Consider the following 17,219-nt stretch of genomic DNA (forward strand, 5'->3'; position numbering starts at 1 on the left):
CTGATCTCGGGGTGCATTTAAGCTATCTCAAAAAGGGGCAAGTAGAGTCAGGTAATGCCAAAGATTTCGGTCTGCCCAACAATACCAAACTCGCCCCTCTAAGCTAAGGGCAGCAAGAGAATTGGTCGCTGACTTTCCCAAAACATTGGTCATTTCCCTAAAATGTTAATTTAGCGTGATCTACCACCATGACACAAGCAAAACCAATCAACTCCCCACCTGAGGCGGCTACGAGTCGTCAGGGTAACGTCGTTTTAATGCCATCAGGTCGCCTGAGACCTGATTATGACCAAGAGGCTGTAGCCTCACCTAGCACAGAGGTAGGAACCAATACTGCCCATGCTTCTAATACGTCCAAATGGTCAACCTCGATACAAACTACCCTCGACCAGCCTCCGGCGAACCTTCCCCGGTTGCTGATGTTAGGTGGGTTAAGCTTCTGTACGATATTTGTGGCTTGGGCAACGTTTGGGCAGATTGATGAAGTCGGTAAAGCTCATGGAAGCTTAGTACCAAAAGGCGACGTTTATAAAGTTGACCCGATTGAGCCAGGCAAGATTGCTAGTATTAAGGTCAAAGAAGGGCAAGCGGTTAAAGCTGGGGAAGTCTTGGTGGAACTGGATACAGAGCTTGCCACTCAGGAAGTAGAGCGTTTAGAGAAAGTGCTTAATGCAGACCGGATTAGGTTAGTTCAGATGCAAGGACTGCTTGAAAGAACCCGTCTGGAAGCAGAAACTCGTGAGCAGATTACCCAAGCAGAAGTTCAAGCACAACAAGCTTCGATCGCACGAGCACAGGCTAGTGCATCGGCAATTAGACAACAAATCATTCAACATCAGTTAGCTAAAGCTGCTAATCGCGAACGATTACAACGGATGAAGCTGGTGCAGGCGACAGCCCAAGAACTGCTCCAGCAACGGCGGGCTAATGTAGTGGCTCTCAAGGAACGACTCGATAACCTTAAGCCTCTGTTGGCAGAAGGAGCAATCTCGAAAGAACAGGTATTTCAAGCAGAACAAAGCTTTCGTGCTAGCCAAAGTGCTGTTACCGAAAGCAAACTGCAAGAGGGTTTGAGTACTCGCGAACAGATCTTTCAAGCTCAGCAAAGTATACGCGATCGCGAAGCGGCGACTAGCCAAAGCCGAGGTGAGCTACAACAAACTTTAGCAGAAATTAAGCGACTAGAGGCAGAATTAGAGCATCGGCAAGCAACGGGACGCACCACTCGCCTGGAAGCACAGCAGAAAATTCAACAGTTGGAAGTGGAACTGACCCAAATCAAAGCTAGAATTTCTGAAAATGAAACCCTGGTTACTACTGCTAAAACCAGGCTCAAACAGAAGTTTCTCAAAGCGCCAGTGGATGGGATAATATCTTCCCTCAACATTGGTAATGCTGGTGAAGTCGTGCAACCGGGACGTAGCATCGCCGAAATCGCTCCTCAAGGTGCCCCCTTAGTGCTATCCGCAAGTTTGCCTACTCGCGAGGCAGGGTTTATTAACGAAGGAATGGCGGTGCAAGTGAAATTTGATGCCTATCCCTATCAGGATTACGGCATCATCAAAGGCACGGTGATTTCCATCTCTTCCGATGCTAAAGCCGATCAAGTAATGGGTTCAGTCTATAAGGTGAAAGTGTCCCTCGACCGTGACTATGTGATTGAAGAGGATGAAATCATCCGGTTTAAGGCTGGTCAAACCGCCAATGCTGACATCATCATCCGCCGCCGTCGGATTATCGATTTCTTATTGGATCCGATGCGACAACTGCAAAAAAGCGGCATCGATCTATAGTGCTCTGTTCTCAAATCACTTTCATCACTGACTGATCGTTTTCCGTTGACGGTTAACAGTTAACCGTTAATGCTTAGTAGTCAACTTGCTAGTAATTCCTTGAAATCTGCAAGTTAACTGCACCCCAGCTTATAAACTATTGACCTTTAGACTTACAGGATAAGAAATAACCATGACCTATCGTATTCCTTCTGCCAATACCAAGCTCAACAAAATGATGGATATTGATAAGTTTAGCGAGATCGAGGAAGCCATCCTTGATGGCAAATATTCTTGGGCTTGTGTGTTAATGCTACGCTTGGCAGGCCATAACCCCCTAGACTACATGCCTTCTAGAACCTACAGCCGCTTGCTCAAACAAAACCGGGACATGATCTTACAGAAGCAAGCTAGTATGATGACCAATAGCAATAAAGTCTTGAATGCACGGCAGCGTTTGAGCCAGATCAAAGATCTGGCTTATGTAGAGACCCTTGGCAAGAAAACTTCACAGGTCCACGGTGGCGATCAAGAACAGTGCTTAATCACTGAACTGGAAGAAGAGGAATCCATCCTCAAGAAGTTAACCGATTATTTACGGCAAGACTGTTTGGTTTCCCTGTGGTGAGCAGGTATAATCATTTTCCTACCCATCCTCATTGTCATTACCAGCCACTGCTTACCACCACACCAGATCAGACTAAGCCTGTGGTCAAAGTAATTCATTAATAACCGCCTTGTCCATTAGGTGCGCTTTCCGTTGGCGAATTTAATTCGCCACGGGTCGCACCTGTTGATGGACGAGGCGTTTTTTTATCTGATCACAGACCGGAATGAAACAGCCCTAGTAAAAACAGCCCTAGTAATCTGTCAATTTAGTTTTGAGGGTGAGGGCTAGGTGGCACGGTTAATGGTTAAGCGGGCCTAATCTAAGGGTTTAAGCGTGGCTAATCCCTAGTTAACCTAAGTTCGACGTAACCCTGAAAGCCTTAATCTAGCCTAGTTGCCCAACCCTTGTATTCCTTAGTCTTTCCTCAAGCGATCGCTTATATCGAACTCAGGTTATACCAATTCTTAGCCCTCACAGGGCTACACATTATTAATTTCATCTCCCCATCTCCCCATCTCCCCATCTCCCGATCTCCCCACACGCCCCCTCTCCTCACACTTCCCACACTCCCTGCTCCCTGCTCCCTGTTCCGGTGATCCGCTGTTCCCTTTGCTATTAACTAATGACTGGACATAGCACGGACTTTAGCACTTACTTTAGTTGTGGGAGGATTCAACCATCAATCTCAAGCCAAAGTGGCGTTCATATTTTTAATTAGATTTGATATAATAACCGGTTCATTACTAATAATTTACTTCACTAAAACCCCATCAACCTTACCCATCTCTTTGAACTAATTCAGAATCGGTTACTAGTCACTCTTTAGTTGTGGGAGGAGTCAAGCATCAATCTCAAGCCAAAGTGGCGTTCATTTTTTTTTATATTAGATATAATGACCAGTTTATTCCTAAGAATTTACTTGACTAAAACCCCAGAAATATTACCAATCTATTTGAACTAATCCAGAATTGGTTACTGCTGACTACATCCTTTTAGTAAATCCAGTGATTTTCAAAAAATAAAAGCTTGAAGCCAAATTGGCGAGACATGCCTAGGGGAATATGGATATAGTTATATCAACAGCTAAAACAAAGCTGCTCCACAGAAATAAAATCAACAACAAAGAAGGAGAAAATCAATGCTTATTTCTGACTTAAACCATCTAGAATCCGTTGAGGCTAGCCAAGTTCAAGGTGGTACTACTATTGCTGGAATCCAATTCGACAACAATGTCACCAGCGTTTTCAACACCACCAGCACCATCACCGAAACTGAAGTTTTCAATACCAGCATTACTTCTAGCGTAGACATTAATGGTATTACCGCTTCAGGTGGTACTACATCTGAAGGTTCTAGCGATCAAGGTAATAACGTTGCTACTAAGCAAGAAAGCGTCTTCATCACTATTGAGCAAGGTGGCGTAACTGGTTCCAAGTCTGTAGGTCTTGGCTTCTCTGGAATCAGCCGTTAGTAATTAATCACGAAAAGTTTCTGATTAATTAGTTTCTAAACCTCGATTCATCATCAACAACCAACAAGGAGAAAATCAATGCTTATTTCTGACTTAAATCATCTAGAATCCGTTGAGGCTAGCCAAGTTCAAGGTGGTACTACTATTGCTGGAATCACATTCAACAACAATGTCACCAGCGTTTTCAACACCACCAGCACCATCACCGAAACTGAAGTTTTCGATACCAGCATTACCTCTAGCGTAGACATTAATGGTATTACCGCTTCAGGTGGTACTACATCTGAAGGTTCTAGCGATGCAGGTAATAACGTTGCTACTAAGCAAGAAAGCGTCTTCATCACTATTGAGCAAGGTGGAGTAACTGGTTCCAAGTCCGTAGGTATTGGCTTCTCTGGAATCAGCCGTCATTAATTAATCAGGACAAGTTACTAATTAAGTAATTTGTAAACCTCGATTCATTATTCAGGGTAAACGCATCTTATTTTGAAATGCCTACTGGATATGAGATTCATATGATAAGTATTTTAACTTATTAAGTTTGAAATCTTTTCTGAGTAACGTTTCTATAATTTAGATGGGTTTGCCCATTATTAACAATAAAAAAGGAGAAAATCAATGCTTATTTCTGATCTAAACCATCTAGAATCCGTTGACGCTAGCCAAGTTCAAGGTGGTACTACTATTGCTGGAATCACATTCAACAACAATGTCACCAGCGTTTTCAACACCACCAGCACCATCACCGAAACTGAAGTTTTCAATACCAGCATTATCTCTCGTGTAGACATTAATGGTATTACCGCTTCAGGTGGTGTTACATCTGAAGCTTCTAGCGATAAAGGTAATAACGTTGCTACTAAGCAAGAAAGCGTCTTCATCACTATTGAGCAAGGTGGAGTAACTGGTTCCAAGTCTGTAGGTATTGGCTTCTCTGCTATCAGCCGTTAGTACTTAATCAGGAACTTTTTGTGATTAAGTAATTTGTAAACCTGGGTGTATTCATATCCTAATATAATGCATTAAATTCAATTCTATATCAAGATTATTGCACTCATTTTTAGGTGTAAGTCATTCATTTTGATGACTTCAAAATACTAAAGTATCAGTAGTTATATCAAACCGGAACTCAATAGGTTAATTGCCAAATTAGCGAGACAAACATTTTGAACTTTGATAGTTTAATTGAAGTGTCAAACAAGCAGTTTTATTAAAAAACAAAAAGGAGAGAAATAAATAATGATTATTTCTGATCTAAATCATTTAGAAACTATTGCTGAAGACCCCAAAGTTGTGGGTGGATATGGCTACTACCAACCTTACTTCCCTTTCGGATTTAACAAATTTATCAACGTCGGTATTGACATTGAAGAGAACGTAGCTACGATTGATGGCCGCGCACAAGCCTTTGGTGAGAAGACCTTCACTAACGTCACTGGCAGTACTACCACTACTGAGCATGGTTCTCAATCTACCCTAAGTACAATATCTGTTAGTTCTTCTAAGAATAAGAAGCATTATTACTAAAACGGCTTAGAGTAATCCTTGAGACTTAAGGCTATCAATGCTGCGGAAAGATGAAGCAAAAATCAGTAACATCTTTCCGCAGCATTAATCACAATGGGAGCATCCCATTTTTGTGAATTGGTAGTGGAAGCATTTTGCTTGTGGTTAGTAAAATAAGGACGTAATTGGTAGTGGGAGCATCTTGCTCGGTACTTACAGAAAACGGTGCTCCCAATTTATCATTTTTAGTTGCTTTTATATTTAGTTGCTTTTAGATGCTCCCGATCACAATTAACTATTACCTAATTTGACCAGGAGAATCATTCATGAAAATTGCTCAATTAGAATATTTTGAGCTACAGGCAACAGACCACCCTATTTTAGGTGGTTTTGTTTTTACTACTGCTGAAGCCTTCGCTGGTCCTGGCATTGGTGCCACTAATGCTCAGGCCGATGCGTTAGCTCAGCATACCGATACTTCCGTAGAAAGCTTTATCCATGTAGACGAGTTCTTTTCTGAAGCTAGGGCAAAAGCTGAGGCTAGGGCTAGGGATCGTCATTACTGGGGTTATTCTGTCCATGATCCCTTTGGGATTTATCGTTTGATTGGATAACTCAACAAATATATAGCAGTTATCAATTCGGTGAGGTACTTTGCTTATCCTTTTAAGGCAATAGGCAAGCTAGCAATAGGTAAGCTAGCAATAGTAACAAGGGTTTTAAGGGCTCCATCGCTTTTCTGATAATGTTTTTGTCAATTATCGTCCACTGATTCCAAGTTACCCGATCCGAATATTCCTGATCCGAAGTTCCCGATTTATGCAAAAAAATTAGTGAATTTTTCAATAATTAAAATGTTTTTAACTCGTTCCATTAGTAACAAAGGAGTTTAACGATTATGTTTGATCACTTTCGGTTATGGGAGTTACCTGGCTCATTTACAACCATGAACGGTAGTCATTCTGCAATTATATCTGTATCGGAAGTAAATTCTGAGGCAGCAAGTACTATGAGTAATGCCATGAGCATGGATCCTAAGGGAAACATGGCTACGAGTGCAGTGCAAGCATCTGCTAATAAAGCCACAAACACTGCGGGTATTGTTGAAGCTAGGGCTGGTACTGATAACTTCTCAGTACCTGATATTCAGGAAGCTTTTTTCACGAGGACTAACTTTTTTAGCAGATACTTCTAAAGCTATCAGCTTAATAAAATCTAGTTTCTGTGTGCTGGCTTCAAAACGGGGATTGAGGGGCGAGGTGTTTTGATTGAGGGATAAGTCTCAACTTTGATTTTTGCTGGCAAATACTCCGCCCTCAATTTGGCAAATTGGCAAAATTTAGGAATTGCTTTTTGTATGATGATAAGAGTCAGACAGTTAACTCAGCTGACTCTGACCAAGACTGTAAGTAGTTCCAGTTATAGTTCATAATCGGGTGTAATGGTTGACCTTTCCAAAGCATCGGTGACTCCAGAGGAAATTATGTACTCCTTGAAAAAGGAGATGCATCTGAAGGGCATCTGTCAAAAAGTTTTGTATCAACGAGTTATCAATAAAGCGGCTCAAGAAAGAGGGATAACAGTCACACCAGAAGACGTGCAAGCTCAGGCGGATGAGATCCGTTATGCCAATCGTTTGGAAAAGGCAGCAGAAACATTGGCCTGGCTGGCAGATCAGATGGTGACAGCAGAGGATTGGGAAGCGGGAATTAGCGATCGCTTGCTTGCCCAAAAGCTTGCTGAGTCCTTATTTTATAAAGATGTGGAAAAAAGCTTTGCTCAAAATCGACTGGACTTTGAGCAAGTTTTGGTTTATCAAATTCTGGTGGATTCTGAGGAAATTGCTCAGGAGCTTTTCTATCAGATTGAGGAAGGAGAAATCAGTTTTTATGAAGCTGCTCATTTCTATGATATAGACCCAGAAAGGCAGCGACGGTGTGGCTATGAAGGAAAGTTGCCTCGTTGGAGTTTTAAGCCTGAGATAGCTGCCCTTATCTTTAGTGTTCAGCCAGGAGAAGTGACTCATCCCCTGCAAACCGAACAAGGATATCATCTTTTCTTAGTTGAAGAATTTATTCCAGCTGAATTAACCGAAGAAAAGTCTAAAGAAATTTTACAGAGTATGTTTCAAGAGTGGCTCAATAGTGAAGTTAACTATATGATCCATAGTGAAATTAGTACCATCAATACTGGGGAATAATCCCAATGCTATTAATGGTTTTAGAGAGCAGGGAGCTTCGGAGCAGAGAGCAGGGGTAAGTAAATTTAATTTACCTCATAACTAAAATAACTAACGAAAATTACTAACTAGAGTGATGTAACCATGAGACGTTCCCAGACAATCAGAAAATGGATAGTTTCAGCAGATGGTACGGTTGTAGTCCAAGCCGAAAGTACAGCAACTGCCTCTGGGGATGAAGCAACCATTATTCAAGAGGTTACTGTCAAAAGAGACTAGAGTGGCAGAATTTATAGCAGAAGTTCATCCTCTTGCTATGCTTCTTATAGTAAGTAGTTTACCTATAGCATTTCTAAATCAATTATACAAAATAATTACCGTTTTTGACCTTGTCTTGAGTAAGCATTTAGCTATCAGGTTTGGGCCTGTGACCACGCTACTTGAGGTGCTATCAGCTTTGGGTCTGTGGCCAACGGCTGACGGCTGACTGCTGAATGCTTACCAAAATCTAATGCATATAATAGTACAACTCCAGTCTCAAAATAAACATGGGGGAGCAACCCAAAAAACAGGGGAGAGCGACCCAAATAGCCAGCCTCAAAATAAACAGGCGGTAGGAATTTTAATTACTTTTTGACTGCCACTTTTTGACTGCCACTAAAGACAGTTGTTTAGATCAGCACATCTATGTTTAAGAACTTGAGGAACATTTTCCGAGTTCCACTCTCGCCCAGAAATTTTTAGTCTTCGATCAATTTGCTTTACTGTAGATTCATACACGATCCCAGGCAATGGAGCAAATTTCCTGAAGTTTATAGTAACTATAATTAATAATTCGAGTTCGATGACTTTCTAGATAGTTACAAAAATTAGTTGCTTGTTTTTTCTTTAAAAGAGATATTAACTCAATAGTTTCGGTTCTTCAGTACCTACTATGCTAAATTTATAGTTTACCCCCCCCCCGAAAAGCTTACTGTGTAAGGGTTATGAGGCTATTTAACCATAAATTTTTCCCATATAGCTGCCTCTTCCTCCTGCTCCGAAGTCCCTGCTCCGAACGCGCCCCGCGTGGCCTACGGCCTCAGTCCCTTTGGCAAAGTGTTAATTTAGCATAACAAGTACGGAAGAGCCATAAAAATAGGTAAGTTAACTGTTGATTAATTGATCTCAAGTCCTGAGGATGAGTGATGATTAACAATATCCGCGTTTTTGCTTCCCCTTACTTCTCCCCATCTCCCGATCAGTTTTAATCATTAGTATTTAAGGGTCGATGATATGACGACCAGATAGGGAGTATGGTGGTCTGTAAGCTGGCGAATTTAAGTTGGCGAATTATTGAGGGGTATAACCCCTAGGGTAATTGACAAACCGGATCACACTATCAGGGATCACAAAGCTTCTCTAGGAGCTGAGACATTGCTGTACTTGTGAATTTTGTTTAAAGTTTATAACAAGATTTTATCAAGAGAAAGTAAAGTAATTGTGAAACTATTGATAACTACTAAACTGATTATATGAATAGTTAGTTTAGTGAAAATGTTATGAAAACTTGACAACTCTATCTAGCTGGTTAACTTCAATCTGGCCACTTAACTTCAATAAGATTTGATAAACTTTTATTTAAGCTATTGTCAAAACCGTGAATTGATCGTGAAAACAACTTGACAGCGCCGATTAACTTCACATAGGATGATTCCGGAGATTGTCCTTGGGGTTACTGGTAAGGAATATGTAGAAAAGATTTGAAGTTTTAAGAAATATGTAAGTATATTGAGTTTTCAGGGGAAAAAACTCATAATTAATTTCACAAGCTTTTCATGAAGTTACCTAAAAAAGGGCGATCAGCCTCCCGGAGCAAGGGTGAACATCAAATTATTACTTATTACCTCGATTAGCTGGGATTGCTTAGGTGGCATCAAACGGCAAACAGTTGTTGAATGCCACAGTACTCCTAAGTCAAATCCTAATTCAACCCCAGGGAACACTACTGGGACTATCACTAGGGAAAAAGGGAGACCAGAGTCTATGTGACTACCCAGAGTACTGTTTGAACAATCAATACTGGTGCCAATCAAATGGATCCGAAGACTCCACCTAACCATGGCGCTAGTCAATACAAGGTAAAACTAACTAAAGAAGGGGTTCTACCTAATGCATCAGAAAACGGTCGGTTTAGAAAAATCAGGGCAACCACCAGATTCCCTTGGCCAATACCCGACCCAGAAATCTTCCGAGGTTATTGAACACCTAATCGCGAACTGGTTGGATAAGACCCTATCAAATACACTATTACCAGAATTTAGTCAATCCTTCCAAATTCATAACTTTGATCTAGGTGATGAAATTATACCCTATCCTAGACGGGAGTTAAGCCAAAATTATGTTCAAAATGAACCAAATAAGTATTTTTACGTGGTCTGTTGCGGGCGGGTGCGGCTGCTAAGCTTTGATGGTGAAAAACAGCGGGACGTATCCGTACAGGTTCTTGAAGAGGGGGCAACCTTTGGGGCTGAGGAACTGTTGTGCAACCTATCTTATCCTTACCAAGCGATCGCAGCGAGTTCAGGACAGATTGCTCGGATGTCCTTAGCTGAACTGCAACCTTGGTTAGAACAGCTACCGGAGTGGCTCGAACACCTACAGCAACAAGCTCAGCACCGGCAACGCTTGATTTTCTTCAAGACCTTAACAGCATTGCGATCGCTTGACAGCATCACTCTACAGCAATTGTTGCCCTACCTGGTAGACACACGGATTTCCGCTGGGGAGTCCTTAGTTAAGTCTGGCCAAGTTGGTCGTTACTGGCTACGTAGTGGTCAGATTGAAAGGGGCGGAGTTCAAGAGAATTGCCCACTAACTATTGCAAGGGGCGAAAGTTGGGGCTATCCTCAGCCAGTGCCGGAAGATTGGATTGCTCAAAGCGATTTATGGGTAACCCATCTACCAAAGGAACATTGGGAAACTGCCCAAATGATGGCACCGGTGCTGGCAAAGTTGAGTCCACAGACGGGTCAAACCTCTGAAAATGGACACCAGAAATCAGGGGCGACTAGCGCCATAGTCCACCCAGTCCGTACTCAGCCCGGTCACAGAGTACCGCTAATTCCATCCAACCTCCCTACCAATGGAAATGCTGAAACACAAAGTAACTCGACCCAGGCTGAGTCTAAACTGATACCATTTCCCGTACCGACGAAGCGACCTTTTATTCAGGGGTTGTGGCAACGCTATCCCTTCATTGAACAGCAATCCTCTTCAGATTGTGGCGCTGCTTGCTTGGCAATGATTGGACGCTACTGGGGCAAACGATTTAGCTTGAATTCCCTACGGAATCTGGCAGGGGTGGGGCGTTCTGGGTCATCCCTGAAAGGGTTAGCCAGAGCATCAGAAACCTTGGGATTTCAAGCTACTCCAGTTAGAGCGTCTTTAGCTCGCCTAGCGGATCGGAGTAACCCCTGGATTGCTCACTGGCAAGGTGATCATTATATAGTTGTCTATTCGGTCAAAGGGGAGAAGGTACTTGTTGCGGATCCAGCTGTGGGAAAGCGGACGCTTTCTCGACAACAATTTCTAGAGGGTTGGACAGGATATGCGCTGCTGTTGAATCCTACTCCCCAGCTAGCAGGGACTCCCAATCAAAAGATTTCTCTGAATCGCTTTTGGGGATTGCTATGGCCCCATCGCATAGTCCTGTTGCAAATTATCCTAGCTTCCCTACTGCTCCAGGTTTTTGGTCTGATTACCCCCCTGTTTACCCAAATCATTTTGGATCGGGTGGTGGTTAACAAAAGTGTTGTTACCCTCAATGTGTTTGCAATTGGTCTAGTCATCTTTGGCCTTTGGAGCATAGGCTTGAGTGTCACCAGACGCTACCTGCTGGATTACTTTTCCAATCGACTCAGTCTTACCTTTGTCAGTGGTTTTATTAAGCATACCCTCACACTACCCCTGAAGTTTTTTGAATCCCGCCAGGTGGGGGACATCCTGACCCGAGTCCAGGAAACTGGGAAAATTCAGGCGTTCCTGACTCAGCAAGCCATTGCTACTTGGCTGGATGTGGTAATGATGTTTGTCTATGTGGGGCTGATGCTCTACTACAACTGGCACCTAACCTTGCTGGTCCTGGCAACGATTGTACCGATTGCGATTTTGACCATAGTTGCCAGTCCATTTCTACGCCAAGTGTCCAGGGAAATCTTTAAAGAAACAGCAGCACAAAACTCCCTGTTAGTAGAAATGATGTCGGGAGTAGCAACTGTCAAAGCAGCAGCCTCTGAACAAGAGGTGCGCTGGCGCTGGGAAGACCGCCTCACGGGTCAGTTGAATATGGTATTCAAAGGACAGAACTTGGCCAACGGCTTAGGGTCAGTCAGTGGGTTGATTAATAACCTCAGCGGCACGGCTTTACTGTGGTTCGGGGCAAGTCTGGTAATTCAGGAACAGCTCACGATTGGTCAATTTGTGGCATTCAATATGCTCATTGGTCGGGTGATTAGCCCGATTTTGTCTTTGGTGGGACTTTGGGATGAGTTCCAGGAAATCTTGGTATCGGTGGAACGGCTCGATGATGTCTTGACCACCCAGCCAGAAGAGAATACCCAAAAACCCCTGATGCCATTGCCTGCGATCGCGGGGCATGTCCAGTTTGACAATGTCAGCTTTCGCTATAGTGAGGATGATGAACAATACACCCTTCAAAACATTTCCTTCGAGGTTGCCCCTGGAAAGACCATAGCCATTGTCGGACGCAGTGGCTCGGGCAAAAGTACCTTGGTCAAGCTGCTCCAAGGACTCTATCACCCAACTACAGGCCGTATTTTGATTGATAGCCACGACATCCGACATGTTTCTCCCCAGTCTTTGCGCTCTCAATTAGGTGTGGTACCTCAAGAATGCTTTTTGTTTTCAGGGACGATTTTAGAGAACATCACCTTATACAAACCTGAGTATAGCCTCGAACAAGGGGTAGAAGTTGCCAAATTGGCTGAAGCTCATGTGTTTATTCAAAACCTGCCCCTGGGATACAACACCAAGGTTGGGGAGCGAGGGTCTAACCTGTCTGGGGGACAACGGCAACGGATTGCGATCGCCCGAGCCTTGCTGGGTAACCCCAAGATTCTGATTCTCGATGAAGCGACTAGCTCCCTAGATACAGAATCCGAGCGACGTTTTCAACAAAATTTAGCTCGCATTAGTCGCGATCGCACTACCTTCATCATTGCCCACCGTCTTTCTACGGTGCGCAATGCCGACTCTATACTGGTCCTCGACCAAGGTCTGATCGCAGAGCGCGGTACCCACTCCGAACTCATGGCTGAGAAAGGTCTGTACTACCACCTAGCCCAGCAGCAGCTAGATCTTTAACCCTGGCATTTATCAAAGTTTGTAAATGTTTTTTGTAAAAAATCGCTCTCGGGGTGATCAGGGGTGATCAGTATATCCCCCACTGTCTTCAACATTGACTTTCACCAAGGTTCGTGTTCTCAGTTTAAATCAATAGACACAAAACTACCAGTGATTATGGGTGAACTACCATGAACAAACCACAACCATCTATCCCGTCTAGAGAGGGACTCCCTGAGGGACAAACCCCTCACCCTAATCTAACCTCAGCTGAGATTAGATCGATCTATGGGGGGACAGCGGTATCAGCACCACCACTCCCCCAATCAGCTAATCATGTTCAAAATCCGGTCACACCAACATCATCACTAGGGGCTACCAACACTGAAAACTGGTCAACAGCCCTACAAAATTTACTGGATCAGCCACCATCGGTACTGCCCCAGAGACTGCTTTTGGGAGGATTCGCCTTCTGTATGGTCTGTGGGGTTTGGGCAACCTTTGGGCAAATTGACGAAGTGGGTAAAGCCACAGGCAAGTTAGTGCCAAAAGGAGAAGTGTATAAAATTCATCCGATCCAATCCGGCAAGGTCGCCAAGATTGCGGTCAAAGAAGGGGAATCGGTTACCGCTGGGCAAGTCTTGGTGGAACTGGATAAAGAACTTGGCGCTACTGAAGTAGAGCGTTTGGAGCAACTGATCAATGCTGACCAAATCAAATTAATTCAGATGCAAGGGCTGATTGAAAACATCCACCAAGAAGCCCAAACCCGTCAGCAAATTGCCAAAGCGGACATTGACGCACAACAGGCCGCTATCGCTCAGGCACAGACTAAAGTAGCCGCCTTACGAGAACAACTGATCCAACATCAGCAGGCAAACGTCGCCAGTCAGGACAGACTAGAACGCCTAAAACGGCTCAAGGCGACTACCCAAGCACTGCTCCAGCAACGACAGGATGATGCATTTGCCCTTAAGGAACGCCTAGAGAATCTCAAACCCCTGTTAGCATCAGGGGCAATCTCAAAAGAACAAGTATTTCAAGCAGAACATAGCCTACGAGCGAGTCAGCGGGTGATTACCCAAACCCAACTGCAAGAAGCAGCCAGTAACCAAGACCAGATTTATCAAGCCCAGCAGAGTATACGCGATCGCAACAGCGCCATCACCCTCACTCAGAGCGATCTCAACCAGACCTTAGCAGAAATCCAACGACTTCAAGCAGGTCTAACTCAGAAGCAAGCCGAAGTGCATCGGACTCAGCTAGAGACCAAGCAGAAACTTCAGCAGTTGGAGATCGAACTGACTCAACTAAATGCCAAAATTGCTGAAAACCGCAATCTGCTCACTAGTGCGAAAGCTAGGCTCAAACAAAAGTTTCTCTATGCACCGGTGGATGGAGTAGTTTCCTCCCTCAATGTTGCCAATATTGGTGAAGTCTTTCAACCCGGTCAAACCATTGCCGAAGTAGCGCCCCAAGATGCGCCCCTGGTGTTATCAGCTAGTTTACCTAATCAGGAGGCAGGCTTTATCAAAGAAGGAATGCCGGTGCAAATCAAGCTTGATGCCTATCCCTATCAGGAATACGGCATCATCAAAGGGAAAGTCACTTCCCTTTCTGCCGATGCCAAAACTGATCAACAATTTGGTTCGGTTTATGAGGTGGAAGTTTCCCTAAACCGTGACTACGTTACAGAAGACGATCAAATGATCCGATTCAAAGCTGGTCAGACAGCCAAAGCTGACATCATTATCCGCCGCCGTCGGATTGTGGATTTCTTGTTAGATCCGATCCGACAGCTGCAAAAAGGTGGTGTCAATCTATAGCAGGACTAACGCAATTTAGCCATCGACATACTGTCTGTAGGGTAATGGGGGTGGTACTAAATCCAGGTCGATTAACCCTGATGGCACAACCAGTCAGGGAAGAGGAGTACAAGGGAGGAAAAGGGATTGACTGACAAGTCGTGGGCTTTGCCCAGTTAGGGAAATTTCTGCTCAGAGGTAGCATTGAGCACGGTCAGGGAAAAGCGGTTTGAATTACCTATGGATAAAGGATTTCACAGTCTTTTCACAAAATCTGATCCAAATGTTCACGAAATCTGATCAGAATTTTCATAAAGCTTTGTTCAAAATAGTCTTTACTGAGAGTGTTCCAAGTTTTAGAGGTTTGTCAGTCAACTAGGGGCAAGGGGGGAAGAATCTGGTGTTGTCCAAAATGGGGATGATTGATGGAGATTTAGAAGAAGAGAATCCTGATCTATCAATCGTTATTGATTGGTAAGAGATTATTCGAGATCACCCGATCACCCGATCACCCGATCAAGCCATCTTCGCAGGTTTCACAACTCAAATCAGATGGTTAGATCAGTACTCTAACTCTTCGCTTAATTGACCAACCAGAATCACTGACTATTGAAACTAGAGGTAGAGTTCAAGCGTAAATCCTGCAAATCCAATTCGTTGACCTTCAGATCAAAAAGAAATCATCATGAGTTACTCCATGCTTCGTCGTTCTAATCGCCCACTGGGCAAAACCCTAGATCCTGAAAAGATTAGTTTGATTGAAGAAGCAATTCGCGATCGCAAGTATTCCTGGGCTTGTGTTTTGATGCTGCGTTATTTGGGTCTTAACCCCTTAGAATACATACCGTCGCGAACCTACTGCCGATTGCGACGGGATAACGAGAAAATGGACTCACTCAATCCAGCTACAACCGACAGCCTTAAGCAGGATAGGGAAGATGCTCAGAAGTGCTTAAGGAACATTAAAGATCTCGACTATGCAAAGCCCCTTGACAGCAGAAGCCAACTAGTTCAAGGGGGCTCTAAAGAACAGTGGTTTAACCACAAATTGCAAAAATTCTACTCAACTACTAGGAATGTAAGGTTTTTCTAGGGACTGGTAATCTCACCGTAAGTATTCAGCTATCAGCCATCAGCCATCAGCCATCAGCTATCAGCTATCAGTCATCAGCTAATGCCCTACAGATGGTGCTACTTGAGATGCTTTTGAATAAGCGATGCAGAGGTGCGACCCGTGGCGAATTAAATTACGGGTCAAACGCACCATTACGGTCTTGGGGAGGCAGTGCGGTCTTGGGGAGGCAGCGCGGTCTTGGGGGTCTCCCCCATGAGCGACTGCCGTGGTTTCCCCCACTCGCGGTCTGCCGTGGTTTCCCCCACTCGCGGTCTGCCGTGGTTTCCCCCACTCGCGCTTTGCATCAAGACAACAGGTAAGCATTGGAATAATGCTGAGTTACATCTGAATAAAACAGGTAAGCATTGCTTTAATCTCTGTTACTTCAGGATTAGGCTGACTGCTGACTGCTGAGTGCTGAGTGCTGAATTCTGAATGCTTACACCTCACCAGGGCTGATAGCTCAATGCTGACAGTCCCCCAATCGCTGAATTTATAGCAGAAGTCAGAAGTCAGAAGTCAGAAGTCAGAAGTCAGAAGTCAAACTCTTGCGCTTACTTAGGTTTGAGACTTTTGTCATGTCCTAACTGCCCTGGCGACTGCTATATTTTGTTTTTTATTAATTTTTTGATACTGCATAAATTGCATTAATACTCCCAAGTTATTTTTCCATAACTTGGGCATTTTTCATAACAATTTGTAACATTAAACTCTCCCTAAAACTTGACCGCCAAATTGGCTTGACAAGTGAGACAAATTAAATTAATAACGGTAGGTTAAAAATAACAACAACAAAACCATTGTTGTTAGCTACCTACCTAACTTAATCAAGGATCGAGCTAAAGTTTCCGCCAAATTGGCGTGACAAGTGAGACAAATTCAACTAAGAGCGGTAGGATGAAAATAACAACAACAAAAACCAAAGTTGTTGTTAGCTACCTACCTAACTTAATCAAGGGTCGATCTAAAGTTTCCGCCAAATTGGCTTGACAAGTGAGACAAATTAAATTAAGAGCGGTAGGATGAAAATAACAACAACAAAAACCAAAGTTGTTGTTAGCTACCTACCTAACTTAATCAAGGATCGAGCTAAAGTTTCCGCCAAATTGGCTTGACAAGTGAGACAAATTAAATTAAGAGCGGTAGGTTAAAAATAACAACAACCAAGTTGTTTTTAGCTACCTAACTAATTTATTTAATTAAAGTTTCCGCCAAATTGGCTTGACAAGTCAGACAAATTGAATAAGAAGCGGTAGAATAAAACTAACAACAACCAAGTTGTTAAGTAAAACAAAACTAACAAAAGAGCAGACCAACCATGAATATTTCTGACCTAAATCACCTCGAAGTTGTTAAGGAAGAAACTAACATCATTGGCGCCGGATTCTCCGGAAGTGTATACTTCCGCGATGACAAGGA

The 17,219-nt window shown here is 43.5% G+C and carries 16 protein-coding genes and 1 pseudogene; 15 read left to right on the forward strand and 2 right to left on the reverse strand.

Annotation, left to right across the window (positions count from 1 at the left end):
* The first annotated feature begins 188 nt into the window (after positions 1–188).
* From F6K63_RS15840 to F6K63_RS15890, 11 genes are all read left to right on the forward strand, one after another.
* The gene (locus F6K63_RS15840) at positions 189–1,793 is read left to right on the forward strand and encodes a beta-barrel domain-containing protein (protein WP_287312651.1); all 1,605 of its coding nucleotides are present in this window, start codon (positions 189–191) and stop codon (positions 1,791–1,793) included.
* Positions 1,794–1,965: 172 nt separating this feature from the next.
* Complete coding sequence (locus tag F6K63_RS15845) at positions 1,966–2,400, forward strand: HetP family heterocyst commitment protein (RefSeq protein WP_287312652.1); 435 nt, start codon at positions 1,966–1,968, stop codon at positions 2,398–2,400.
* 132 nt (positions 2,401–2,532) lie between these two features.
* Complete coding sequence (locus tag F6K63_RS15850) at positions 2,533–2,670, forward strand: hypothetical protein (RefSeq protein ID WP_287312653.1); 138 nt, start codon at positions 2,533–2,535, stop codon at positions 2,668–2,670.
* Between the two features lie 850 nt (positions 2,671–3,520).
* Positions 3,521–3,853, forward strand: a complete 333-nt coding sequence (locus F6K63_RS15855; RefSeq protein WP_008191090.1) for a hypothetical protein — start codon at positions 3,521–3,523, stop codon at positions 3,851–3,853.
* Positions 3,854–3,931: 78 nt separating this feature from the next.
* Positions 3,932–4,267, forward strand: coding sequence for a hypothetical protein (locus F6K63_RS15860; RefSeq protein ID WP_008191088.1), 336 nt, complete (start codon positions 3,932–3,934; stop codon positions 4,265–4,267).
* A 204-nt stretch (positions 4,268–4,471) separates the two neighbouring features.
* Complete coding sequence (locus tag F6K63_RS15865) at positions 4,472–4,804, forward strand: hypothetical protein (protein WP_008191086.1); 333 nt, start codon at positions 4,472–4,474, stop codon at positions 4,802–4,804.
* 288 nt (positions 4,805–5,092) lie between these two features.
* Positions 5,093–5,380: a hypothetical protein gene (locus F6K63_RS15870; RefSeq protein ID WP_008191084.1), complete on the forward strand. Its 288-nt coding sequence runs from the start codon at positions 5,093–5,095 to the stop codon at positions 5,378–5,380.
* A gap of 305 nt (positions 5,381–5,685) precedes the next feature.
* Complete coding sequence (locus tag F6K63_RS15875; RefSeq protein WP_008191083.1) at positions 5,686–5,973, forward strand: hypothetical protein; 288 nt, start codon at positions 5,686–5,688, stop codon at positions 5,971–5,973.
* Between the two features lie 284 nt (positions 5,974–6,257).
* A complete protein-coding gene (locus tag F6K63_RS15880; protein WP_008191080.1) occupies positions 6,258–6,554 on the forward strand; it encodes a hypothetical protein in 297 nt (98 codons plus the stop codon).
* A 246-nt stretch (positions 6,555–6,800) separates the two neighbouring features.
* Complete coding sequence (locus F6K63_RS15885) at positions 6,801–7,559, forward strand: foldase protein PrsA (protein WP_008191078.1); 759 nt, start codon at positions 6,801–6,803, stop codon at positions 7,557–7,559.
* Between the two features lie 123 nt (positions 7,560–7,682).
* Positions 7,683–7,817 (forward strand): hypothetical protein, encoded by a 135-nt coding sequence (locus F6K63_RS15890; protein ID WP_008191076.1) that lies wholly within the window; start codon positions 7,683–7,685, stop codon positions 7,815–7,817.
* A gap of 378 nt (positions 7,818–8,195) precedes the next feature.
* Here F6K63_RS15890 and F6K63_RS15895 read toward each other — a convergent pair.
* Positions 8,196–8,454 (reverse strand): annotated as a pseudogene (locus tag F6K63_RS15895) (ISKra4 family transposase); the annotation flags it as partial.
* 993 nt (positions 8,455–9,447) lie between these two features.
* Between F6K63_RS15895 and F6K63_RS15900 the strand changes: the two are divergent.
* The 4 genes from F6K63_RS15900 to F6K63_RS15915 all read left to right on the forward strand — a co-directional run bounded on the left by F6K63_RS15900 (position 9,448) and on the right by F6K63_RS15915 (position 15,779).
* Positions 9,448–9,636, forward strand: coding sequence for a hypothetical protein (locus F6K63_RS15900; protein WP_131826828.1), 189 nt, complete (start codon positions 9,448–9,450; stop codon positions 9,634–9,636).
* Positions 9,637–9,689: 53 nt separating this feature from the next.
* Positions 9,690–12,902 (forward strand): ABC transporter transmembrane domain-containing protein, encoded by a 3,213-nt coding sequence (locus tag F6K63_RS15905; protein ID WP_287312654.1) that lies wholly within the window; start codon positions 9,690–9,692, stop codon positions 12,900–12,902.
* Between the two features lie 170 nt (positions 12,903–13,072).
* Entirely contained in the window at positions 13,073–14,707 is a 1,635-nt protein-coding gene (locus F6K63_RS15910) for a beta-barrel domain-containing protein (protein ID WP_287312655.1), read from the forward strand.
* A 664-nt stretch (positions 14,708–15,371) separates the two neighbouring features.
* Positions 15,372–15,779, forward strand: coding sequence for a HetP family heterocyst commitment protein (locus F6K63_RS15915; RefSeq protein ID WP_287312657.1), 408 nt, complete (start codon positions 15,372–15,374; stop codon positions 15,777–15,779).
* Positions 15,780–15,857: 78 nt separating this feature from the next.
* Here F6K63_RS15915 and F6K63_RS15920 read toward each other — a convergent pair whose 3' ends face one another.
* Positions 15,858–16,040, reverse strand: coding sequence for a hypothetical protein (locus tag F6K63_RS15920; protein WP_287312659.1), 183 nt, complete (start codon positions 16,038–16,040; stop codon positions 15,858–15,860).
* Positions 16,041–17,219: the final 1,179 nt, after the last annotated feature.

The sequence above is a fragment of the Moorena sp. SIO1G6 genome, assembly GCF_010672795.1.
GTDB classification, from domain to species: domain Bacteria; phylum Cyanobacteriota; class Cyanobacteriia; order Cyanobacteriales; family Coleofasciculaceae; genus Moorena; species Moorena producens.